24 protein-coding genes are annotated in these 23,310 nt (G+C 53.7%); 9 read left to right on the forward strand and 15 right to left on the reverse strand.

Annotation, left to right across the window (positions count from 1 at the left end; genetic code table 11):
* Positions 1–354: 354 nt before the first annotated feature.
* A complete protein-coding gene (gmhB, locus tag QQZ17_RS11090; RefSeq protein ID WP_152405803.1) occupies positions 355–921 on the reverse strand; it encodes a D-glycero-beta-D-manno-heptose 1,7-bisphosphate 7-phosphatase in 567 nt (188 codons plus the stop codon).
* A gap of 189 nt (positions 922–1,110) precedes the next feature.
* Here gmhB and metN point away from each other — a divergent pair, with 189 nt between their 5' ends.
* The 7 genes from metN (at position 1,111) to QQZ17_RS11125 (ending at position 7,577) form a co-directional block, all read left to right on the forward strand.
* Positions 1,111–2,142: a methionine ABC transporter ATP-binding protein MetN gene (gene metN / locus QQZ17_RS11095; RefSeq protein WP_046475860.1), complete on the forward strand. Its 1,032-nt coding sequence runs from the start codon at positions 1,111–1,113 to the stop codon at positions 2,140–2,142.
* Positions 2,135–2,788, forward strand: coding sequence for a methionine ABC transporter permease MetI (locus tag QQZ17_RS11100; protein ID WP_042323638.1), 654 nt, complete (start codon positions 2,135–2,137; stop codon positions 2,786–2,788). Before metN ends, QQZ17_RS11100 begins: the two co-directional genes overlap by 8 nt.
* Before the next feature lie 39 nt (positions 2,789–2,827).
* On the forward strand, positions 2,828–3,643 hold the full coding sequence (gene metQ / locus QQZ17_RS11105; protein ID WP_042997845.1) for a methionine ABC transporter substrate-binding lipoprotein MetQ: 816 nt from the start codon (positions 2,828–2,830) through the stop codon (positions 3,641–3,643).
* A gap of 118 nt (positions 3,644–3,761) precedes the next feature.
* Positions 3,762–4,166, forward strand: coding sequence for an Rcs stress response system protein RcsF (gene rcsF / locus QQZ17_RS11110; protein ID WP_042323642.1), 405 nt, complete (start codon positions 3,762–3,764; stop codon positions 4,164–4,166).
* Positions 4,163–4,870 carry a tRNA (N6-threonylcarbamoyladenosine(37)-N6)-methyltransferase TrmO gene (gene tsaA / locus QQZ17_RS11115; RefSeq protein ID WP_152405804.1) on the forward strand — a complete coding sequence of 236 codons (708 nt, stop codon included), beginning with the start codon at positions 4,163–4,165 and terminating at the stop codon, positions 4,868–4,870. The genes rcsF and tsaA overlap by 4 nt, the downstream gene beginning before the upstream one ends.
* A 110-nt stretch (positions 4,871–4,980) precedes the next feature.
* A complete protein-coding gene (proS, locus tag QQZ17_RS11120) occupies positions 4,981–6,699 on the forward strand; it encodes a proline--tRNA ligase (RefSeq protein WP_152405805.1) in 1,719 nt (572 codons plus the stop codon).
* Between the two features lie 53 nt (positions 6,700–6,752).
* A complete protein-coding gene (locus QQZ17_RS11125) occupies positions 6,753–7,577 on the forward strand; it encodes a YaeF family permuted papain-like enzyme (RefSeq protein WP_152405806.1) in 825 nt (274 codons plus the stop codon).
* A 77-nt stretch (positions 7,578–7,654) separates the two neighbouring features.
* On the opposite strand, the gene nlpE is transcribed toward QQZ17_RS11125, so the two are convergent.
* From nlpE to QQZ17_RS11140, 3 genes are read right to left on the reverse strand one after another with little or no spacing between them, the layout of a single operon-like run.
* A complete protein-coding gene (gene nlpE / locus QQZ17_RS11130; protein WP_152405807.1) occupies positions 7,655–8,353 on the reverse strand; it encodes an envelope stress response activation lipoprotein NlpE in 699 nt (232 codons plus the stop codon).
* Positions 8,354–8,385: 32 nt separating this feature from the next.
* The gene (arfB, locus tag QQZ17_RS11135) at positions 8,386–8,805 is read right to left on the reverse strand and encodes an alternative ribosome rescue aminoacyl-tRNA hydrolase ArfB (protein ID WP_042323653.1); all 420 of its coding nucleotides are present in this window, start codon (positions 8,803–8,805) and stop codon (positions 8,386–8,388) included.
* Positions 8,802–9,347, reverse strand: a complete 546-nt coding sequence (locus QQZ17_RS11140) for a YaeQ family protein (RefSeq protein ID WP_152405808.1) — start codon at positions 9,345–9,347, stop codon at positions 8,802–8,804. The genes arfB and QQZ17_RS11140 overlap by 4 nt, the downstream gene beginning before the upstream one ends.
* 188 nt (positions 9,348–9,535) lie before the next feature.
* Here QQZ17_RS11140 and QQZ17_RS11145 point away from each other — a divergent pair, with 188 nt between their 5' ends.
* Both QQZ17_RS11145 and rof read left to right on the forward strand, forming a co-directional pair.
* The gene (locus QQZ17_RS11145; protein ID WP_042323658.1) at positions 9,536–9,736 is read left to right on the forward strand and encodes a YaeP family protein; all 201 of its coding nucleotides are present in this window, start codon (positions 9,536–9,538) and stop codon (positions 9,734–9,736) included.
* On the forward strand, positions 9,723–9,983 hold the full coding sequence (gene rof, locus QQZ17_RS11150) for a Rho-binding antiterminator (RefSeq protein WP_042323659.1): 261 nt from the start codon (positions 9,723–9,725) through the stop codon (positions 9,981–9,983). Before QQZ17_RS11145 ends, rof begins: the two co-directional genes overlap by 14 nt.
* Before the next feature lie 91 nt (positions 9,984–10,074).
* Here rof and tilS read toward each other — a convergent pair whose 3' ends face one another.
* The 11 genes from tilS to skp form a co-directional block, all read right to left on the reverse strand.
* The gene (tilS, locus tag QQZ17_RS11155) at positions 10,075–11,373 is read right to left on the reverse strand and encodes a tRNA lysidine(34) synthetase TilS (RefSeq protein WP_152405809.1); all 1,299 of its coding nucleotides are present in this window, start codon (positions 11,371–11,373) and stop codon (positions 10,075–10,077) included.
* A 61-nt stretch (positions 11,374–11,434) separates the two neighbouring features.
* Positions 11,435–11,824: a VOC family protein gene (locus QQZ17_RS11160; protein ID WP_152405810.1), complete on the reverse strand. Its 390-nt coding sequence runs from the start codon at positions 11,822–11,824 to the stop codon at positions 11,435–11,437.
* A 65-nt stretch (positions 11,825–11,889) separates the two neighbouring features.
* Positions 11,890–14,028: a lysine decarboxylase LdcC gene (gene ldcC / locus QQZ17_RS11165; protein WP_152405811.1), complete on the reverse strand. Its 2,139-nt coding sequence runs from the start codon at positions 14,026–14,028 to the stop codon at positions 11,890–11,892.
* Between the two features lie 98 nt (positions 14,029–14,126).
* The gene (gene accA, locus QQZ17_RS11170) at positions 14,127–15,086 is read right to left on the reverse strand and encodes an acetyl-CoA carboxylase carboxyl transferase subunit alpha (protein ID WP_046475834.1); all 960 of its coding nucleotides are present in this window, start codon (positions 15,084–15,086) and stop codon (positions 14,127–14,129) included.
* 12 nt (positions 15,087–15,098) lie between these two features.
* On the reverse strand, positions 15,099–18,581 hold the full coding sequence (gene dnaE, locus QQZ17_RS11175; RefSeq protein WP_152405812.1) for a DNA polymerase III subunit alpha: 3,483 nt from the start codon (positions 18,579–18,581) through the stop codon (positions 15,099–15,101).
* A gap of 24 nt (positions 18,582–18,605) precedes the next feature.
* Positions 18,606–19,202, reverse strand: coding sequence for a ribonuclease HII (rnhB, locus tag QQZ17_RS11180; RefSeq protein WP_152405813.1), 597 nt, complete (start codon positions 19,200–19,202; stop codon positions 18,606–18,608).
* The gene (gene lpxB, locus QQZ17_RS11185; RefSeq protein WP_152405814.1) at positions 19,199–20,347 is read right to left on the reverse strand and encodes a lipid-A-disaccharide synthase; all 1,149 of its coding nucleotides are present in this window, start codon (positions 20,345–20,347) and stop codon (positions 19,199–19,201) included. Before lpxB ends, rnhB begins: the two co-directional genes overlap by 4 nt.
* Positions 20,347–21,135 carry an acyl-ACP--UDP-N-acetylglucosamine O-acyltransferase gene (gene lpxA / locus QQZ17_RS11190; RefSeq protein WP_042323676.1) on the reverse strand — a complete coding sequence of 263 codons (789 nt, stop codon included), beginning with the start codon at positions 21,133–21,135 and terminating at the stop codon, positions 20,347–20,349. The genes lpxB and lpxA overlap by 1 nt, the downstream gene beginning before the upstream one ends.
* A gap of 3 nt (positions 21,136–21,138) precedes the next feature.
* Positions 21,139–21,594, reverse strand: coding sequence for a 3-hydroxyacyl-ACP dehydratase FabZ (fabZ, locus tag QQZ17_RS11195; protein ID WP_003018528.1), 456 nt, complete (start codon positions 21,592–21,594; stop codon positions 21,139–21,141).
* 103 nt (positions 21,595–21,697) lie between these two features.
* Positions 21,698–22,723 (reverse strand): UDP-3-O-(3-hydroxymyristoyl)glucosamine N-acyltransferase, encoded by a 1,026-nt coding sequence (gene lpxD / locus QQZ17_RS11200; protein ID WP_042323678.1) that lies wholly within the window; start codon positions 22,721–22,723, stop codon positions 21,698–21,700.
* 3 nt (positions 22,724–22,726) lie between these two features.
* Positions 22,727–23,212, reverse strand: a complete 486-nt coding sequence (skp, locus tag QQZ17_RS11205) for a molecular chaperone Skp (RefSeq protein ID WP_042323679.1) — start codon at positions 23,210–23,212, stop codon at positions 22,727–22,729.
* Positions 23,213–23,310 lie beyond the last annotated feature (98 nt).

The raw sequence follows: 23,310 nt of genomic DNA on the forward strand, positions 1-23,310 counted from the left end.
AGAATTAAACTTCGTAATGAATTACGTGTTCACTCTTTGAGACTTGGTATTCATTTATTGTCCGAAGACATTAAGAATCCATGTCACTTTGAGTGCCCACACAGATTGTCTGATAAATTGTTAAAGAGCAGTTGCGACGCGCTTTAGCGCTCTGTCGCGAGGTCCCGTATATTACGTTTTCCTCTTTCAGAGTCAATCTTTTTTCAGGATTTTTCTCTTCAATCTCACTGGCGTTTTTCTGTGAAGTGATTCACATCCGCCGTGTCGATGGAGGCGCATTATAGGGGGTCGACTCAGGAAGACAAGCGGAAAAATGCAGATTTATTTCAACCGCTCACCTTTTAACCACAATGCTTATTTTTGCTGCTTTTTGATCGCCGATGGCAGGTCAGCAAGGCTATTTAATACCCAATCGGCCGCATTTTCTGCTTCCGGGGTGATCGGCTTGCCGGTACGAACTAACACTTTTGTCCCGACTCCTGCCGCGGCAGCCGCCTGCATATCTTCTAATTTGTCGCCCACCATATAAGACGCTGCCATATCAATGTGCAGGAAATCGCGGGCCGAGATCAGCATCCCCGGATGCGGTTTACGGCAATCGCAGACCTGGCGGTACTCTTCCACGCTGCCCTGCGGATGGTGCGGACAGTAATAGATACCATCGAGGTCGACATCGCGATCGGCCAGCGACCAGTCCATCCACTCTGTTAATGTCTCAAACTGCGCTTCGGTAAATTTGCCGCGCGCAATCCCTGACTGGTTGGTGACAACCACCAGCGCATAGCCCAGGGTTTTAAGCTCGCGCATGGCATCAATAACACCTTCGATAAATTCGAACTCGTCGATTTCATGTACGTAGCCGTGATCGACATTAATTGTACCGTCACGGTCGAGAAAAATTGCGGGTACGGACTTTGCCACCTTTTATAGCTCCTGAATAAGGCATGTAGCGCTAGTATCGCATGTTTCGGCAGGCAAGAAAGTGCTCATCGTAGAAACCCTGATTGATTTAGACGTCTGGATGCCTTAACATCCATTTTGTTGACGGCTTTTGACCGCATCAGACAGACGAAAATGCCACGGTAACTTCATTACGATAATAAATAATCAATGATTAAACTTTCGAGTATCACCAAAGTGTTCCATCAGGGGACTCACACCATTCAGGCGTTGAACAACGTTAGCCTGCATGTCCCTGCCGGACAAATTTATGGCGTTATCGGTGCCTCAGGAGCCGGTAAAAGCACACTGATCCGCTGCGTAAACCTGCTGGAGCGCCCGACGGAAGGGAGCGTTCAGGTCGGTGGACAAGAGCTGACCACGCTATCTGAATCTGAGCTAACCAAAGCGCGTCGCCAGATTGGCATGATTTTCCAGCACTTTAACCTGCTGTCCTCCCGTACCGTTTTTGGTAACGTCGCTCTGCCACTGGAACTCGACAACACGCCGAAAGAAGAGGTTAAGCGTCGCGTGACAGAACTGCTCGATCTCGTGGGACTGGGTGATAAGCACGACAGCTACCCTGCAAACCTGTCCGGTGGTCAGAAGCAGCGTGTCGCCATCGCCCGTGCGCTGGCAAGCCAGCCCAAAGTACTGCTGTGCGACGAAGCCACCAGCGCGCTGGATCCTGCCACCACTCGCTCCATCCTCGAACTGCTGAAAGACATTAACCGTCGTCTTGGCCTGACCATTCTGCTGATTACGCACGAGATGGACGTGGTTAAGCGGATCTGCGACTGCGTGGCCGTTATCAGTAATGGTGAACTGATTGAGCAAGATACCGTCAGCGAAGTGTTTTCACACCCAAAAACGCCTCTGGCGCAAAAGTTTATTCAGTCAACGCTGCACCTGGATATTCCGGAAGATTATCTGGCGCGGCTCAAGGCGGAATCGACAGCCGACAGCGTCCCGATGCTACGCATGGAATTTACCGGTCAGTCGGTTGATGCTCCGCTGCTTTCCGAAACGGCGCGCCGCTTTAACGTGAATAACAACATTATCAGCGCGCAGATGGATTACGCTGGCGGCGTGAAGTTCGGCATCATGCTGACTGAAATGCACGGCACACAAGAAGAAACGCAGGCCGCAATTGCCTGGCTGCAAGAACACCATGTAAAAGTAGAGGTACTGGGTTATGTCTGAGCCGATGATGTGGCTGCTGGTTCGTGGCGTCTGGGAAACGCTGGCGATGACCTTCGTATCGGGTTTCTTTGGTTTTGTGATCGGTCTACCCGTTGGCGTACTGCTATACGTGACGCGCCCCGGACAAATCATTGAGAACGCGAAGCTCTACCGCACCCTGTCTGCGGTTGTGAACATCTTCCGTTCGATTCCGTTCATTATTCTGCTGGTATGGATGATTCCGTTCACTCGCGTAATTGTCGGGACGTCAATCGGTTTGCAGGCCGCGATTGTCCCACTCACCGTCGGTGCTGCGCCATTTATCGCGCGTATGGTGGAAAACGCCCTGCTCGAAATCCCGACGGGGCTGATTGAAGCCTCGCGCGCAATGGGCGCAACACCGCTGCAAATTGTACGCAAAGTGCTGCTGCCGGAAGCCCTACCAGGGCTGGTGAACGCGGCGACCATTACGCTGATTACACTGGTCGGCTATTCCGCTATGGGGGGTGCCGTGGGTGCCGGCGGTCTTGGACAGATAGGCTATCAGTACGGCTACATTGGATACAATGCTACTGTTATGAATACGGTACTGGTATTACTCGTTGTTCTGGTTTATTTAATTCAGTTCGCGGGCGATCGCATCGTCCGGACTGTGACGCACAAGTAACGTTCTACAAAACACAAATATCACATTAAGGAAATAAGCATGGCGTTCAAATTCAAAACCATTGCGGCAGTAGGCGCCCTGATTGGTTCACTGGCACTCGTGGGTTGCGGTCAGGATGAAAAAGATCCAAACCACATCAAAGTCGGCGTGATTGTCGGTGCGGAACAACAGGTTGCTGAAGTCGCACAAAAAGTCGCAAAAGAAAAATACGGTCTGGACGTTGAGCTGGTGACCTTCAATGACTACGTTCTGCCGAACGAAGCGCTGAGCAAAGGCGATATCGATGCCAACGCCTTCCAGCACAAACCGTATCTGGATCAGCAGATCAAAGATCGCGGGTACAAACTGGTTGCCGCAGGTAATACCTTCGTTTATCCGATTGCTGGCTACTCAAAAAAAATCAAATCTCTGGATGAACTTCAGGATGGCGCACAGGTAGCGGTTCCGAACGATCCGACCAACCTGGGCCGTTCCCTGCTGCTGCTACAGAAAGTGGGTTTGATCAAACTGAAAGATGGCGTAGGCCTGCTGCCGACTTCACTGGATATCGTCGGAAATCCGAAAAATCTGAAAATCGTCGAACTGGAAGCCCCGCAACTGCCGCGTTCTCTTGATGATGCGCAGATTGCCCTGGCGGTGATCAACACGACCTATGCCAGCCAGATCAACCTGACGCCGGCAAAAGACGGTATCTTTGTTGAAGATAAAGATTCCCCGTACGTTAACCTGATCGTGACCCGTGAAGATAACAAAGACGCGGAGAACGTGAAGAAATTCGTCCAGGCTTATCAGTCTGACGAAGTTTACGAAGCCGCAAACAAAGTCTTCAACGGTGGCGCTGTTAAGGGCTGGTAATTTTTAGGCGCTTTTCACAATCTGTAATATCATTCAGGACGGGCGTTTGCCCGTCTTGTCATTTATGCAAGCTCCTGATTCAATATGTGACAGTTAGATCATTCATTGAGGAAATATTATGCGTGCTTTACCGATCTGTTTATTGGCACTCATGCTGAGCGGCTGTTCTATGCTAAGCAGATCCCCTGTTGAACCCGTTCAAAGCACCGCAACCCCGCCTAAAGCGGAGCCGGAAAAACCGAAAGCGCCGCGCGCGGTCCCCGTCAGAATTTACACCAATGCTGAAGATCTGGTCGGCAAGCCGTTCCGCGATCTCGGCGAAGTAACCGGTGAATCCTGTCAGGCCTCTAATCAGGACTCTCCGCCGAACATCCCGACGGCACGTAAACGCATGCAGATTAATGCGTCGAAAATGAAAGCCAATGCCGTTTTACTGCATAGCTGTGAAGTCACCAGCGGGACACCAGGCTGCTATCGTCAGGCCGTCTGTATTGGTTCTGCGCTCAACATCTCGGCTAAATGAGTCATTTTCAGTTTGAGCAAATCGGTGTCATTCGCTCGCCCTACAAAGAGAAGTTCGCCGTTCCCCGCCAGCCAGGACTGGTAAAAAGCGTCAACGGCGAACTGCACCTGCTGTCGCCCTATAATCAGGCCGATGCGGTACGCGGTCTTGAAGCATTCAGCCACTTATGGGTGATCTTTGTTTTCCATCAGACGATGGAAGGGGGATGGCGCCCAACCGTGCGCCCGCCTCGTCTTGGCGGTAACGCGCGTATGGGCGTATTCGCCACGCGCTCAACGTTTCGCCCCAATCCCGTCGGTATGTCGCTGGTCGAACTGAAAGGCATTGTCTGTCAGAAAGATCAGGTTATTCTGCAACTGGGTAGTCTGGATCTGGTCGACGGTACGCCGGTCATCGACATCAAGCCCTATCTGCCGTTCGCGGAATCTTTGCCGGATGCAACCGCCAGCTACGCACAACAGGCACCTCAGGCCGAAATGGCGGTGAGTTTTACCGACGAGATTGAACAACAGTTTCCTGCGCTGGAAAAGCATTACCCCCTGCTGAAAACGTTTATTCGCGATGTGCTGGCGCAGGACCCGCGTCCAGCCTATCGGAAAGGGGAAGAGACAGGCAAAACCTACGCCGTCTGGCTGCACGATTTCAACGTGCGCTGGCGCGTAACCGAGACGGGTTTCGAAGTCTTTGCACTAGAACCCCGCTAATTTCACGCCCTTCTCTTTTGACATCCCTTTCTCGCTGGTAAACTGAGTTACTTTTTTTGTGTCAGGCTCGCATTGAGCCTGTTCGATCGTTCAACTGGAACCGTAACAACATGCGTACTAGCCAATACCTGCTCTCCACTCTGAAGGAGACACCTGCCGACGCCGAGGTTATCAGCCATCAGCTGATGCTGCGCGCCGGGATGATCCGCAAGCTGGCCTCCGGGTTATACACCTGGCTGCCGACCGGCGTGCGCGTCCTGAAAAAAGTCGAGAACATCGTGCGTGAAGAGATGAACAACGCCGGTGCCATCGAGGTGTCTATGCCAGTCGTTCAGCCTGCTGACCTGTGGCAAGAGAGTGGTCGTTGGGAACAGTACGGTCCGGAGCTGCTGCGTTTTGTTGACCGTGGCGAGCGTCCGTTCGTACTCGGCCCAACGCACGAAGAAGTGATCACCGACCTGATTCGTAATGAGCTCAGCTCTTACAAACAGTTGCCGCTGAACTTCTACCAGATTCAGACGAAATTCCGTGACGAAGTGCGTCCGCGTTTCGGCGTGATGCGCTCCCGTGAATTCCTGATGAAAGATGCCTACTCTTTCCATACTTCTCAGGAATCGCTGCAGGAAACCTACGACGCGATGTACGCGGCTTATAGCAAGATCTTCAGCCGTATGGGGCTGGATTTCCGCGCGGTGCAGGCTGACACCGGTTCTATCGGCGGCAGCGCCTCGCACGAATTCCAGGTACTGGCGCAGAGCGGTGAAGACGATGTGATCTTCTCTGACTCCTCTGATTATGCGGCCAACATTGAATTTGCTGAAGCTGTTGCGCCGAAAGAACCGCGTGCCGCGGCAACGCAGGAGATGACGCTGGTTGATACGCCGAATGCGAAAACCATCGCCGAGCTGGTTGAACAGTTTAATCTGCCTGTCGAAAAAACCGTTAAAACTCTGCTGGTAAAAGCAGTGGAAGACAGCAAGTCTCCGCTGGTCGCGCTGCTGGTTCGTGGCGATCATGAGCTGAACGAAGTCAAAGCGGAAAAACTGCCGCAGGTTGCCAGCCCGCTGACGTTCGCCACCGAAGAAGAGATCCGCGCGCTGGTGAAAGCCGGTCCGGGTTCCCTGGGTCCGGTGAACATGCCGGTGCCGGTGATTATCGACCGTACCGTGGCTGTAATGAGTGATTTCGCGGCGGGCGCTAACGTGGATGGTAAACACTACTTCGGTATCAACTGGGATCGCGATGTCGCAACCCCAGAAATTGCTGATATCCGTAATGTTGTCGCCGGCGATCCGAGCCCGGATGGTAAAGGCACGCTGCTTATCAAACGCGGTATCGAAGTCGGTCACATCTTCCAGTTGGGCACCAAATATTCGGAAGCAATGAAAGCCTCCGTTCAGGGTGAAGATGGCCGCAATCAGATCCTGACCATGGGCTGCTACGGTATCGGGGTTACACGTGTAGTGGCGGCTGCCATTGAACAGAACTACGACGATCGCGGCATCGTCTGGCCTGACGCCATCGCCCCATTCCAGGTCGCGATTCTGCCGATGAACATGCACAAGTCCTATCGCGTGCAGGAACTGGCTGAAAAACTGTATGCCGAGCTGCGTGCGCAAGGCATTGAAGTGCTAATGGATGACCGTAAAGAGCGTCCTGGCGTGATGTTCGCGGATATGGAACTGATCGGTATTCCGCACACTATCGTGCTGGGCGACCGTAACCTCGACAACGACGATATTGAATACAAATACCGTCGCAATGGCGAGAAACAGCTGATTAAAACCGGCGACATCGTCAACTATCTGGTTAAACAGATTAAAGGCTGATGTCATAAGAGGCTCTGATTTTCAGGGCCTCTTTTTTACATGGATTGTATAAAATGGCTAAACCAACGGCGTATTACCGCCTGTTCCTCCCTTGCCTTCTTTTGCTTTCGGCCTGCACCGTTGACGTCAGCCCACCGAATAAATCCGCCACCGCCATTGATGCGCAATCCAAAAAATGGGCGGTTAAATTCCAGCGCCAAAGCTCATTCACGAATAAAGCACTGGTCGAAATTACTGATACCGAACTTAAGCCAGGCGATCTCCTGTTCTCCTCCAGCCTTGGGGTCACCTCATTAGGCATCCGCGCGTTCAGTAACGCTTCCGTAAGCCACGTTGCCGTTTATCTGGGAAATAATGAAGTGGCAGAAGCCACCGGGGCTGGCGTGCAAATCGTTTCACTCGAACAGGCGATGAAGCATAGCGATAAGCTTTTTGCCCTGAGAGTTCCTGAACTGACCCCGCAACAGGCCGCGGAGATCAAAACCTTCGCCTATAAAATCAAAAACAGCGGCTACAACTATCGCGGTATCGTGGAATTCATTCCGTTTATGATGACCCGCCAGATGTGTTCGCTTAACCCCTTCTCCGAAGATTTCCGGCAGCAGTGTGTCAGCGGACTGGCGAAAGCGCAGCTGAGCGATCCCCGAGCGGGAGAGAAAACGGCGTGGTTTTGTTCCGAATTCGTAACCGATGCGTTTGCTAAAGCGGGACATCCGCTAACTCTGGCGCAGTCGGGCTGGATAAGCCCTGCCGACCTGATGCACATGCGGGAAGGCGACCTTGCCGCGTTTAAGCCAGAAACGCAGCTTCGCTATGTCGGTCATTTGAAGTTAGGGATTTATATCAAGACGGGACGTTTTGTAGGACTGACGCGCTAAGCAGCAGGCGCCATAGCATCACCGCAGGTAAGACGATAGCGGTCCGGAGACCGGACCGCTATCTTTCAGTCTGCCACTCAGTCGGTGCAGCTCTTACCCGGGATAAATTTAATCTCTTTATCGGCCATCAGCGTTTTCACAGGCTCATGAGTATCCGGATTCGCCTCCAGCGTGAAGTGCCCTTCGACAGACAACAGCACCGGTTTTTCACTGGCGCCACGCGCCGCAAGATAACCGCGTTCCAGCTCGGCGTTACTGGCAACGGATACCCGCTTTCCTGTCGCGCAGTCGGTGAAGGTTGCGGCATCCGCCATATAGAAATACATGCCACGCATCGCCATCGGCGTCACTGGCAAGCTCGATTTCACAGGCGCAAGCGTATAGTTAAACTGAGACTCGATAGGGTTACCTTCCCGATCCAGCATCTCCAGCGCTTCTCCTTTCGCACGATAGTAGGATTTCTCGCCCTGACTGTCGGTCAGCACCAGTTTATCGGCCGTACGCGCCCAGGTGCCGTAGGAGGCAAAAGAAGACGGCTCTTCACGTACGCCCTGATAGCGTTCGTTCATTACCCATGTGCCATCTTTCTCCAGAAACAGGGACGTCTCAATTCCCTCGCAGTCGGCACAAGGTAGAATGCCTCGCCAGCTTTGCTGCATCGGTTTTAATTCTGCAACCTGAGTCGGCTGGATAACGTCAACGTCTGAACGGTTATTACAACCAATCAATGCGAAGAGCGTAAACGCCGCCATCGCTGAAAGTAGTGTTTTTTTCACCCTGACTCCCTATCCATTTTTATTCCTGCCCGTCAGTCATCGCGACGGACTTTCCCGCGAAGGGCTTTTACTGAGGATTTCTGCGCCTTCGAATTTAATCTTCGTTCTTTCGATGCCCGCGTTGGTCGGGTTGCGCGTCGGCTTTTTTGTTCTGCGGTGAGTTCTTTTATGACCGCCACCAGCCTGGCAAGCGCCGCTTCCCGGTTGAGTTCCTGGTTGCGGTATTCCTGCGCCTTAATAATCATCACGCCATCGGCCGTAATCAGATGATGGCTGGCGGCCAGCAGACGTTCCTTATAATACTCTGGCAGGCTGGAGGCCCGAATGTCAAAACGCAAATGTATCGCCGTTGAGGTCTTATTGACGTGCTGTCCCCCTGCGCCCTGAGCTCGAATGGCGGTGATCTCCAGCTCATCGTCAGGGATTGAGACAGTTCGCGAAATGACGATCATGCCGGCTGATGCCACGACGTCAGATGAATTTCCAGATTATTCTGAGAATCAGACAGCCAGATAGCACCATCCTGAATCGTCGCCTGTAGTGTCATGGTACGGTTCGCAAAGGCGCTGAGCTGGGCCAGTTGTTCATCATCCAGATACCAGACCGTGAGATTCGAAAACTGCGCGCATTTACTCTGGTTTTGCTGCCACCAGATCTGCGCTGCCCGACTGTTATAGGCAAACAGCGCCACGTCGGCGGCCTGCGTGCACGCCTTCTTAATACGCCTTTCATCCGGCAATCCCAGCTCGACCCACAGGTCGATACCCAGATGATCGTTACGCAACCATGCTTCCGGCTCATCCTCCGCGCTTAAGCCACGCGTAAACTGGAGACGCTCATCCGCATACTTAATCCACGCCAGCAGACGCAGCATCATGCGCTCCTGGGTTTCAGAGGGGTGACGCGCCAGCGTCAACGCCGCATCAAGAAACTGGTTACGGTCAAGGTCCGCCACGTTAACAACGGCTTTATAAATTGTCGCTTTAAGCGCCATGGAAAAACTCCTTTCGAATCAGGCGATCATTGTAGCGAAAATGAAGCCAAAAGGCTGTCAGAGGATCATCTATCAAGGCGCTGATATTGCGCGAATGGCTGTGGTATAGTCACCTTGCTAAACAGAGTTTATCTTCGTAGGCTTAGACTTGCATCCACGGTTAAGTCAGAATGCTGACAGGAGGGCATGTGGAAAAATATTGTGAGTTAATACGCAAGCGGTATGCGGAAATCGCCAGCGGAGACTTAGGGTATATCCCGGATGCGCTGGGTTGCGTATTGAAGGTGCTTAATGAAATCGCGGCAGACAGTGCCCTTTCAGAGTCGGTCAGGGAAAAGGCGGCCTATGCTGCGGCGAACTTACTGGTGAGCGATTATGTCAATGAATGATACATACCAACCCATCAACTGTGATGACTACGACAACCTCGAGCTCGCCTGCCAGCATCATTTATTACTGACGCTGGAACTGAAAGATGGTGAAGTTTTGCAGGCGAAAGCCAACGATCTGGTTTCGCGGAAAAACGTGGAATATCTGATCACCGAGGTTGCGGGTGAAACGCGCGAGCTTCGTCTCGATAAAATTGTCAGCTTCAGCCATCCGGAAATCGGTACCGTGGTGGTTAGCGAATCCTGAATATGTGTTGCCGGATGGCGGTGCAAGCACCTTATCCGGCCTACGCGCCATGCGATACGTAGGCCTGATAAGCGCAGCGTCATCAGGCATTTCAGATGCTCTTATCCCACACCAATTTCACCCCTGATTCCCCCTCTGTAAGCCCCTCACGCGTGACAAATACCCCAGCGGCCGCAATCAGCGTTTCACCGTAAAACAGCAACGGCGTGGTATCTCGTCGCCAGGAAGGCACATTCAGCTCCTGCCAGATTTTCTTTAACTTACGCCCACCGTTGCGGCCAACAATATGCAGCATTCCGGATGCTTTAAAACGGATGCTGACGCATTCATCCTCGCGGGGCATGCGCAATTCGCCACCCGGTTGTAGCCGGAGATAGCCCAGACCGGCAGGCAGCGTGAGCGGCATCTGCCAGCAAGGCCAGGGCAGTATGGTCTCACTCTGCCCGACAGCAGATTTAATCCACCACAGTTGCCCCTGATAACGTCGCACTTCATAGTCGCCAAAGCGCAGACACGGTGAAGCATCTTCACGCGCCAGCGCCACCTCCTGCCAGAGACGGTCAAGTCCATCGCGTGAAGGCATTGGCGCATTTTGCGCAGCCAGCCAGCGGCGAAGCAGCGCTGCACGCCGGACACGGCTCATTGCCATGAGTGGCGTAAGCACCAGCGTTCCGTTTGCCGTGGTGCAACCAGACAGTTCATCGGCAAGCAGTTCATCCAGCAGACTCTCCTGCTCGGCGCACAGCGCGGCGCTGCGCGCTGTGGCATCAGCGAAATGCGGCCAGCGCTGTTGCAGAAGCGGCAGAACCTGCAAACGCAGGAAGTTGCGATCGTAGGCGTCATCCTGATTGCTTTCATCTTCAATCCAGCGAAGCTGATATTGCCTTGCCCATTGCTCCAACGCCGCACGGGTTTGCGTCAGCAGCGGACGGATGAGTTGCGTGCCGGCAAACGCAGAAATCTCCGCCATCGCAGACAGCCCCGCCGGGCCGCTGCCGCGTTTGAGCGCCAGTAAAAAAGTTTCACACTGATCGTCAAGATGCTGGGCGGTCGCCAGCACTTCACCGGGCAACAACGCGTCGGCAAACGCCTGATACCGCGCCTGTCGGGCATGAGCTTCAATCCCCAGTCCCGCGTCCGCCAGCGTTACCCGCTCCACCACCAGCGGTACCTGCCATTGCGCACAGACGGCTTCACAATGCGCCACCCACGCATCGGCGTGAACGTTTAACCCATGATGGATGTGAATTGCGCGAAGTGAGAGCGTCGGTTGCTGCGCCCGCCATTGCACCAGTTGGTGCAGGAGCACGGTAGAGTCCAGACCGCCGCTAAAAGCGACCAGTATCTGTCGGGAGGTGAAAAGCGAAGTGTTCAGCGTGAGTGTTGTCATAGCGGTTATTTACAGTGACGTTGCCCGGCACGTTACCGGGCAATCGCCGCAATAACAAGTCTTACTGCTCATACAGTTCGAGCGGCAGGCCATCCGGGTCTTTAAAAAAGGTGAAGCGCTTGTTGGTGAAGGGATCGATGCGGATGGCTTCGCAACTGACGTGATTTTCCTTCAGATGCGCAACCGCGTTATCCAGGTCATCCACGCTGAACGCCAGATGGCGCAATCCGCAGGCTTCCGGGCGACCTGGACGTGCTGGCGGGAAAGGAAATGAAAAAAGCTCAATCACATATTGTCCGTTTAGCGCCAGATCACCCTTCCACGAGTCTCGTTCTTCGCGATAGGCTTCGCTCATCAGCGTAAACCCCAGAATATCGCAATAGAAGGACTTACTCGCGGCATAGTCTGTCGCAATAATCGCAATATGGTGAACCTGTTTTAATCCCAGCATAGTGTCTTCATCTCCTTTATTTATCATCAGCACGTTACCCGCCAGAGGGCGCGGAAGGCAAGCTGTCATGCTGTTTTTAAGACTCGTACGTGGTATACGCCATCGTCATCCTGCTTCGCCCCGTGAATATCCGTTTCAAAGCCCGGATAGTGGTGGCCGACGGAACAGAGCATCAACAGGAAATCGAGCACTGCGCGACTCTGCTCGGTGATCATTTCTCCCGGCATCAGCAGCGGAACGCCAGGGGGATACGGCAGGATCATATTCGCTGACACACGTCCCACCAGCTGATCGAGAGTCACCGTTTCGACTTCGCCTTTGATCTGCCGTTGCCAGGCCTGATGCGGCGTCATGATCATTTCCGGCAGCGTATCAAACGCTCGCAACATCAGTCCGGAAAGATCGTGCTGGCGAATGAGCTTATGGATCCCTTGCGCCAGATCCTGGATACGCATGTGACGATAAAAATCAGGATCTTCCGCATACAGATCCGGCAGCATATTCTTCACACGCAAATTGAGATCGTAAGAGCGTTTAAATTCGGTCAGGCCACGCAACAACCCCATCGCCCGGGTTTTATCAATCCCGATGCTAAAGAGAAACAGCAGGTTGTACGGGCCGGTTTTCTCCACTACCACGCCGCGCTCATCGAGGAATTTTGCCACCAGCGCGGCGGGGATCCCTTCGTCACTCATCTTCCCCTGCTCATCCATACCGGGAGTCAGGATAGTCACTTTTACCGGGTCGAGGAACATATGGTCGTCGTCGGCATCGGTAAATCCGTGCCAGTCTTCACCTGGCGCAACCGGCCAGCACGCCGCTTCATCAACCTCTTCTGGCTGCCAGATATCAAAGAACCAACCATCAGACTCTTCACGCAACCGCTGTACCTCTTTGCGAAAATGCAGCGCACGCTCTACCGAGCGGTTGATTAACCGCCGACCCGAATTTCCACGCAACATCGCCGCCGCCGTTTCGATGGAGGCAACAATGGGATAGCTCGGTGAGGTAGAGGTGTGCATCATAAAGGCTTCGTTGAAGGTCTCTTCGTCATATTCCCCTTTAATATGGATAAGCGACGCCTGCGACAACGCCGCCAGCATTTTGTGAGTGGATTGCGTCTCAAAAATCACCTTGCCAGGCACTCGCTCACCGCTCATCCCGCTTTTCCCCTGATAAATGGGATGGAAGTGGGTATACGGCACCCAGGCAGAATCGAAGTGGATAGAGGGAACATCCAGCGTCTGTTTGATCCAGTTGGTGTTATACAGCAGTCCGTCATAGGTTGAGTTGGTTATCACGGCATGAACCGGCCACTGTGCCTGGGTCGTGGCGGCAACTTTGCTCGCAATACTCTCGTGCGTAAACTCGCGCTTAGGAATGCCGCCCAGAATGCCGAGCGCGTTACGCGTCGGTTTCAGCCAGATTGGGACCACGTCGCTCATCATCAACAAATGCGCCAGCGACTTATGGCAGTTGCGGTCAATCAGCAGCGTACTGCCGGTCGGCGCGGCGTACATCCCCACAATTTTGTTTGAGGTAGAGGTGCCGTTGGTCACCATGTAACTCTGCTCTGCACCGAAGGTTCTGGCAATGTACTCTTCGGCCTCCAGATGCGGTCCGGTGTGGTCGAGTAACGAACCCAGCTCAGTGACCGATATCGACACATCTGCTTTTAGGGTATTGCCGCCGAAAAAGTCATAGAACAAGCAGCCAACCGGGCTTTTTTGATAGGCCGTTCCAGCCATGTGCCCCGGCGTACAGAAGGTGTACTTCCCCTCTTTCACGTAAGTGAACAGCGCCCTGGTGAAGGGCGGCGTGATATTGTCGAGGTACTCGTTGGTGTACTGGCGAATGCGCGTCGCAATATCTTCCGCCTGCCCCAGCGCATACTCAAAAAACCATAACGCCATGCGCATATCGTGAACGCTGACGTCCATGGTTGAATGCGTGTTGATAAACGCATACAGCGGTAAATACTCATTAAGCTGGTTAATCTCGCTGCACAGATCGAGACTGTACTCATCCCAGTCAAAAATTACCCCGCAGATGCGCGGGTTGTGTTCGATAAATTTCAGCAGGTCGACGCTGTTCTGTGGCCAGATTATCTGAAATCCCTGTGATTGCAGCGCACGCTCAAGCTCCTTGATGGGCTCATCTTTATAAAAAACCCCGTGCGGCCCCATGATGGCGATGATGTTCATGCGTTCCTCCTGGAAAAACCTACGCTAATCATAGCGGGTTCAAACCACAGGTAAAAAAAAGGGCCACAATTTGTGGCCCTTTTCGGAATGGTCAACGTTTATGCGTAACCGTAGCTCATCAGACGCTGATAGCGACGGTTTTTCAAATCTTCGGTGCTCAGTACATCGAGATCGGCAAGATCGGCCAGCAGTTGCGCTTTCAGCGAAGCCGCCATCACTTCCGGGTTGCGGTGCGCACCGCCCAGTGGTTCAGGGATGATGGAATCAATCAGCTTCAGCTCTTTCAGACGCGGAGCGACGATACCCATTGCTTCAGCGGCCAACGGCGCTTTGTCCGCGCTTTTCCACAGAATGGACGCACAGCCTTCCGGGGAGATCACGGAATAGGTGCTGTATTGCAGCATATTCACTTTGTCACCCACGCCGATTGCCAGCGCGCCACCGGATCCCCCTTCACCGATCACGGTGCAGATAACCGGAACGCTCAGACGTGACATTTCACGCAGGTTTCGTGCGATAGCTTCAGACTGACCGCGCTCTTCCGCACCGACGCCTGGATAGGCACCCGGCGTGTCGATAAAGGTAATGATCGGCATGTGGAAACGCTCGGCCATTTCCATCAGACGCAGCGCTTTACGATAGCCTTCCGGCGCCGGCATACCAAAGTTACGACGGATTTTTTCTTTGGTCTCGCGGCCTTTCTGATGACCAATGATCATCACCGGACGACCGTCCAGACGCGCGATGCCGCCGACGATAGCTTTATCGTCGGCATAGGCGCGATCGCCCGCCAGTTCGTCAAATTCATCAAACGCCAGGCGAACATAATCCAGGGTGTAAGGACGCTGCGGATGGCGTGCCAGTTGGGCAACCTGCCATGCGCCAAGATCGGCGAAGATTTTGCGCGTCAGCTCTACGCTCTTTTCACGCAGGCGATGCACTTCTTCATCGATGTTAATATCCAGTTTCTCGTCCTGACGGCTCACCGCAGTCAGAGAATCGATTTTTGCTTCCAGCTCTGCAATCGGCTGTTCAAAATCAAGGAAATTCAGACTCATAGTATTCCTGTATTAGTCAAACTCCAGTTCCACCTGCTCCGAACCAATGAGGCCACGGAGATCGTTTAGCAAACGATCGCTCGGAGAGACACGCCACGTTGCGCCAAAACGCAACCGCGCACGTGCATCCGCCCTCTGATAGTAGAGATGTACTGGAATTGTCCCCGAGCGGTGGGGTTCCAGAGACTGACGGAGTCGGTTTAAAAGCTGGTCATCAATTTGCCTGTCCGTCAGCGAGATAGCAAGCCCGCGAGCATATTTTTCCCGGGCTTCGTCAATATCCATCACTTCGCGGGCGGTCATTTTAAGCCCCCCGCTGAAGTCATCAAAGCTGACCTGTCCGCTGACGATAAGTATGCGGTCTTTTTCCAGCAATTGCTGGTATTTATCCAGGGCGTCGGTAAATAACATCACCTCCAGACGTCCGGAACGGTCATCCAGCGTACAGATGCCGATACGATTGCCGCGCTTGGTGACCATAACCCTTGCGGCAATGACGAGCCCCGCAGCCGTGGTCACTTTACCACGTTCTGTCGGATGCATGTCTTTCAGCCGGTAGCCTCCGACATAGCGCTCAATTTCTTTCAAATACTGATTGATAGGGTGACCCGTCAGGTACAGCCCCAACGTTTCACGTTCCCCATCTAACACCACCTGTTCCGGCCACGGCTGGCAGCTGGCGTAGGACTGTTCAATTTGCTCCGGCTCTTCTGCCAGCACACCGAACATATCCGCCTGGCCAATCGCTTCCGCTTTCGCGTGCTGGTCGGCGGCTTTCAGCGCATCGCCCAGCGAGTTCATCAGTGCGGCGCGATGCGGCCCCAGCCTGTCAAACGCCCCGGACATGATCAGTTTTTCCAGCACCCGACGGTTGAGCTTTTTGGTATCGGTGCGCGCGCAAAGATCGAACAACTCGCGGAAGTAGCCGCCGTTGTTACGCGCCTCAATGATCGCCTCGATCGGACCTTCCCCCACGCCTTTGATCGCGCCGATACCGTAAACAATCTCGCCGTCGTCGTTGACGTGGAAGTGATACAGCCCGGAGTTGATATCGGGCGGCAGGATCTTCAGCCCCATGCGCCAGCATTCGTCCACCAGTCCAACCACCTTCTCGGTGTTGTCCATATCAGCGGTCATGACCGCCGCCATAAACTCGGCAGGATAGTGTGCTTTCAGCCACAGCGTCTGGTAAGAGACCAGCGCGTAGGCAGCAGAGTGCGATTTGTTAAATCCGTACCCGGCGAATTTCTCCACCAGGTCGAAGATTTTCATTGCCAGTTCGCCGTCAACGCCGTTCTTTATCGCCCCTTCTTCGAAGGTGCCGCGCTGCTTGGCCATCTCTTCCGGCTTTTTCTTACCCATCGCACGACGCAGCATGTCCGCGCCGCCAAGGGTATAGCCAGAGAGCACCTGAGCAATCTGCATGACCTGTTCCTGATACAGGATGATGCCGTAGGTCGGCTCCAGTACCGGTTTCAGGCTTTCGTGTTGCCACTGCACGTCAGGATAGGAAATCTCTTCACGCCCGTGCTTACGGTCGATGAAGTTATCCACCATCCCGGACTGCAACGGCCCCGGACGGAACAAGGCCACCAGGGCTATCATATCTTCGAAGCAGTCAGGCTGCAGACGCTTAATCAGGTCTTTCATGCCGCGGGATTCAAGCTGGAAGACCGCCGTAGTTTCCGAGCGTTGCAGCATATCGAAACTTTTCTTGTCGTCCAGCGGGATAGCGGCAATATCCAGCGGCGGCTCGCCGTGCTTCTCGCGGCGGGCGTTGATCATCTCCAGCGCCCAGTTGATGATGGTGAGCGTACGCAGGCCGAGGAAGTCGAACTTCACGAGGCCGGCATATTCCACATCGTTTTTATCAAACTGGGTAACCGGATGCAGCCCCTGTTCATCACAGTACAGCGGCGCAAAATCGGTGATTTTCGTCGGTGCGATAACCACCCCACCGGCATGTTTACCGGCGTTACGGGTCACGCCTTCCAGCTTACGCGCCATGTCGATCAGCGCTTTAACTTCTTCATCTGCCTCGTAAATTTCTGGCAGTTGCGGTTCAGCTTCGAAGGCTTTCGCCAGCGTCATCCCAGGATCAGGCGGTACCAGCTTCGAAATCCTGTCGACAAAACCATACGGATGGCCCAGTACACGGCCCACGTCGCGAATAACCGCTTTCGCCGCCATCGTACCGAAGGTAATTATCTGCGATACCGCATCACGACCGTACATGTCCGCAACGTGTTCAATCACCTGGTCGCGTTTCTCCATACAGAAGTCAACGTCGAAGTCAGGCATGGAGACACGTTCCGGGTTAAGGAAACGTTCGAACAGCAGGTCAAATTCCAGCGGATCGAGGTCGGTGATTTTCAGCGCATAGGCCACCAGCGATCCCGCACCGGAACCACGGCCAGGGCCTACCGGCACGCCGTTGTCTTTCGACCACTGGATAAACTCCATCACGATGAGGAAGTAGCCTGGGAACCCCATCTGGTTGATCACCTGTAGCTCAATGTCCAGGCGTTCATCGTACGGCGGACGTTTCTCTTTCCGCTCGGCTTCATCCGGGAACAAGAATTCCAGACGCTCTTCCAGACCCTCTTTCGATTTCTGTACCAGGAAATCTTCCGTGGTCATATCGCCGGTCGGGAACTGCGGCAGGAAGTATTCGCCCAGACGCACCGTTACGTTGCAGCGTTTGGCAATTTCGACGGTGTTTTCCAGCGCTTCCGGAATGTCGGAGAAGAGCTCGCACATCTCCTCTTCCGAGCGCATATACTGCTGCGCCGAATAGTTGCGCGGACGCTTGGGATCGTCGAGTGTAAAGCCATCGTGAATGGCGACGCGGATTTCATGCGCGTCAAAGTCTTCACTGTTGATAAAGCGCACGTCGTTGGTGGCCACCACCGGCAACCCCCGCGATTCCGCCAACTTAACGGCCGCATGCAGATAGGTCTCTTCATCCGGTCGACCGGTACGGATCAGCTCAAGGAAGTAACAGTCCGGGAAGTGCTCTTCGTAGAAAGCGACACACTCTTCCACCAGCGCGCTATTGCCGCGCAGCAGGCTACGCCCGACGTCACCCATTCGGCCGCCGGAGAGCAGGATCAACCCTTCTTTCAGCTCGATCAGCCAGTCGCGGTCGATGATCGGCCCCGCCGCACCATAACCGCGCTGATAGGCTTTGGAGATCAGCAGGGTGAGATTTTGATAACCGGTGTTATTCGCGGCGAGTACCGTCAGATGCGTGAGTTCATCGCCCATCTGCTCACTCTGAACATGGAAGTCAGCGCCAACAATGGGTTTAATCCCTGCGCCATGACCCGCTCCGTAGAACTTCACCAGACCACAGAGGTTCGTAAAATCGGTGATCGCCAGTGCAGGCATGCCTAACGCGGCCGCCTTTTTCACCAGCGGCCCGGTTTTCGCCAGCCCATCGATCATGGAATAGTCGCTGTGCACCCGCAGGTGGACGAAACGAGGTTCAGACATCTTCAGATTCCTTCAACACAAGAATCAGGACGCGAGTCCCAGTGCGCGTTTAACGGGAGCAAAACTACGTCGGTGATGCTCCGTTGCGCCATGTTCAGCCAGTTTTTCCAGATGGAAAGCGGTTGGATACCCTTTGTGTTGGGCAAAACCATATTGCGGGAAAACGATATCCAGCTCGGCCATTTCGGCGTCACGCGTGACTTTTGCAAGAATAGACGCGGCGCTGATTTCCGCCACCCGACTGTCGCCCTTCACCACCGCCAGGGATGGCACAGGCAATGCCGGACAGCGATTGCCATCGATCAGCACATATTCCGGCGCAATATGTAACCCCGCCACCGCTCGCTGCATAGCCAGCATGGTGGCGTGGAGAATATTCAGCTCATCGATTTCGTGTGGTTCTGCACGACCGAGGCTCCAGCTCAACGCTTTTTCTTTGATTTCGTCATACAGCGCCAGACGGCGCTTTTCAGATAATTTTTTGGAATCGTTAAGACCCACAATCGGGCGCGCCGGGTCGAGGATCACGGCAGCAGTGACGACCGCGCCGACCAATGGACCGCGTCCGACTTCATCCACACCCGCCACTAACTGCGTGTGCGGATAAACAAATTCGATCATTGTACTAACTCCAGGACCGCATCCGCCGCCTGCTCATCGGCGTTACAGCGGATCTGCTGATGCAGTTCGCGAAAAGTATCATGCATCGCATGGCTGGTTTTACCGTTGGCCAACAAGGGGAGGAGCGCCTCAGCCAGCTTTTGTGGCTCACACTCTTCCTGCAATAGCTCTTTCACCAGTTCCCTTCCCGCCAGCAGGTTTGGCAGCGAGACATAATCAGTCTTCACCAGTCGCTTCGCCAGCCAGAACGTAAAGGGCTTCATGCGATATCCCACTACCATCGGGCATTTCGCCAGCATGCACTCAAGCGCGGCGGTGCCCGATGCCAGCAATGCTGCATCACTGGCGACCATCGCTTCGCGTCCCATCCCATCCAGCAGGTGAACATGAAGATCGGGTGCAACCTCAGCCTTGATGCGTTCAAACTGTTCGCGGCGTTTGGCATTGACCAATGGCACCACGACTTCAAGGTCAGGGTATGTCTGTCGCAACAGTTGTGCTGTTTTTAAAAAATCGGCACTCAACATTTCGACTTCTGCACCACGGCTACCAGGCAATAACGCCAGGCAGTGGGCATCATGGGAAATACCCAGCACATCCCGCGCCGCGTTTTTATCCGGGTCCAGCGGCATGGCATCCGCCATCGTGTGACCGATAAAACGGCACGGTACATTAAACTTGTCGTAAAACGCTTTTTCGAAAGGCAGAAAAGCCAGAACCATGTTGGTGGATCTGCCTATTTTGAAAACGCGTTTCTGTCGCCACGCCCAGACGGACGGACTGACGTAATGAATCGTTTTGATGCCCTGTTTTTTCAAATTCCCTTCGAGAGTGATATTGAAATCGGGTGCATCGATACCGACGAAAACATCGGGCTGCAACTCGGTGAATCGACGGGTCAGATCGGCGCGGATATACAGCAGACGACGCAGGCGTCCAAGCACTTCCACAATGCCCATCACCGCCAGTTCTTCCATTTCATACCAGGCTTCACAGCCTTCAGCCTGCATGCGCGGGCCGGCGACGCCGACAAAACGCGCATCAGGTACGCGCGCTTTCAGCGCCCGGATTAAGCCAGCACCAAGAATATCGCCGGAGGTTTCTCCGGCGACCAGGGCAATCGTTAAGGGGCGCTGTTCAGCCATTAACGAATCAGTCCGCGCGTTGAGCGGGCAAAGAAATCGCTGAACGCCTGAACTTCCGGATACTGCTTCGCCAGTTCAGCGATTTCCGGTTTCACTTCTTCCAGGGTTTTGCCGCTACGGTACAACGCTTTGTAAGCATTGCGGATAGCGGTGATCGCTTCGCGGGTAAATCCGCGACGCTTCAACCCTTCGATGTTGACGCCAAACGGCGTCGCGTGGTTGCCCTGAGCAATAACGTACGGCGGAACGTCCTGAGCAACGCCAGAACAGCCACCGACCATCACGTGTGCACCAATAATGCAGAACTGATGCACTGCGGTCATGCCACCGATGATGACGTAATCATCCAGCGAAACGTGACCCGCAAGCGTGGCGTTATTTGCCAGAATACAGCGATCCCCTATTGTGCAATCGTGTGCCACGTGGGCATTAATCATCAGTAAGTTATCGCTGCCCACCTTCGTCAATCCACCGCCCTGTACTGTACCACGATGAATGGTAACGCTTTCACGAATGCGGTTACGATCGCCAATTTCCACACGGGTCGGTTCACCCGCATATTTCAGATCCTGGTTCACTTCACCGATGGAGGCGAACTGATATATCTCGTTATCGCGGCCAATTTTAGTATGACCATTCACGACAACGTGAGACTTCAGTACGGTACCTTCACCAATTTCAACATGGGGTCCAACGAGGCAAAAAGGACCAATGTGAACGTTAGCGCCGAGTGAGGCGCCTTCTTCCACAATGGCGGTTGGATGAATAAAGGCGGATTTATCAATCACGTATCAGGCCTCCCGACTACGAGCGCACATCATCGTTGCTTCGCAAACTACTTTACCGTCAACCAGCGCAACCCCTTTAAAGCGGGTCAGGCCACGGCGCGTTTTCTCGAAAGTGACTTCCATGATCATCTGATCGCCTGGCACTACGGGACGCTTAAAGCGTGCTTCATCGATACCCGCGAAATAGTAGAGTTCTCCTGGCTCCAGTTTCCCTACGCTTTTAAACGCAAGAATACCCGTAGCCTGTGCCATTGCTTCCAGAATCAGCACGCCTGGGAAAATAGGTTTACCCGGGAAATGGCCCTGGAAAAACGGCTCGTTAACGGAGACATTTTTCACTGCGCGCAGAAAACGACCTTCTTCAAAGTCCAGCACGCGGTCAACCAGTAAAAACGGAAAACGGTGCGGCAGAAGTTCTAAAATCTCTTCAATATGCAGAGTATGAGTGTTAGTAGTCAAAATACTCTTCCTGTCCAAATATACTAAAAGCCAATAATAACACGGCCTGCCGCAATCGTATGAATGCCGACAGGCCGTAAAGTATGTGTGACCGGGTGAGAGTTTAGTCTTGTTGATTAACCTTGCGCTCAATGGCTTTGAGGCGCTTGCTCATATCATCAATATTCATCACCAGTGCGGCTGTCTTACGCCATACTTTGTTAGGTTGCAGCGGAATGCCTGAGGAATAGACGCCAGGTTCAGTGATGGGACGCATCACCATCCCCATGCCCGTCACGGTAACCTTGTCGCATATTTCCATATGCCCGTTGATTACGCTGGCACCGCCGATCATGCAGTAACGGCCAATCTTCAGGCTGCCCGCCATGATGACGCCCCCGGCAACCGCCGTATTGTCGCCAATCACAACGTTATGTGCAATCTGACACTGGTTATCAATGATAACCCCATTGCCGATCACCGTATCATCCAGTGCACCGCGGTCGATGGTAGTACAAGCGCCGATCTCCACACGATCGCCAATAATGACGCGACCTAACTGCGGGATCTTCACCCAATTGCCACGATCGTTGGCATAGCCAAAACCGTCAGCACCAATGACCGTACTGGACTGGATCAGGCAATTCTCACCGATCTGAATGTCGTGGTAAACCGATACATTCGCCCACAGGCGCGAACCGGCCCCAATTTTCGTATTTTTTCCGACGAAGCAGCCCGCGCCGATAACCACGTTATCGCCAAGCTCCACGCCAGATTCAATCACCGCATTCGCGCCAATTGAAACATTGCTACCCAGCGTTGCCGTCGCATCAACCACTGCACTCGGTGCAATGTTCTGTGCCGGCTGCGGCGTGGTATCTAAAATTTGCGCCATTCGCGCGTACGTCAGGTAGGGATTCTTCACTACCAGCGCAGCACTCTTAGCAAAAGGAAGATCGTCCTGCGTCATGACAACGGCAGACGCCTGGCATAAGGCCAGGTGCTCACGGTATTTCGGATTCACCATGAACGTGATGTGACCCGTTTGCGCAGATTGCATGGACGCAACGCCGGTGATGACGAGATCGCCATCACCGTGTAATTCTGCATCCAACTGCTCTGCTAAATCAGCCAGTCGAATTGAAGGCATTACTTATTTAACCTGTTTCAGTACGTCAGCAGTGATGTCTTTTACGTCGCTGCTGTTGTAAGCAACGGTGTTCGCGTCAACGACCAGATCGATGCTCTGGCTGCTGGCAACAGATTTCACAGCAGTCTGGATACGGGTAACCAGTTTGCCACGTTCTTCGTTGGAACGACGTGCACGATCCTGCTCAAAAGCCTGCGCTTTCTGAGAGAAGGTCTGGCGCTGAGCCATCACGTCTTTTTCCAGCTTAGTACGATCGCTCCCCGCTTTCATGGACTGCAGACGCTGCATTTTAGATTGCAGATCGGATTCCATACGCTGCAGTTCGCTCGCGCGGCCTTTAAACTCATTTTCCAACGTGTTGGAAACACCGGTCTTCTGCGCAACCTGCTGGAACAGGCTACCCATGTTGACGATTGCAATTTTGTCAGCAGCCTGTGCAGACGTAACCATTGCTAAACCGAGACCTGCCGCTAATAACCACTTTTTCACAATAAACTCCTTACCATCCCATTTGCACCCGAAGGTACAGTTCTTTGCGTGGCCAGGCGATCCCATGCAAGATCGCCTAAAGTCATCGCTACACTACC

It is taken from the genome of Citrobacter sp. T1.2D-1, assembly GCF_950098555.1.
Taxonomy (GTDB): domain Bacteria; phylum Pseudomonadota; class Gammaproteobacteria; order Enterobacterales; family Enterobacteriaceae; genus Citrobacter_A; species Citrobacter_A telavivensis.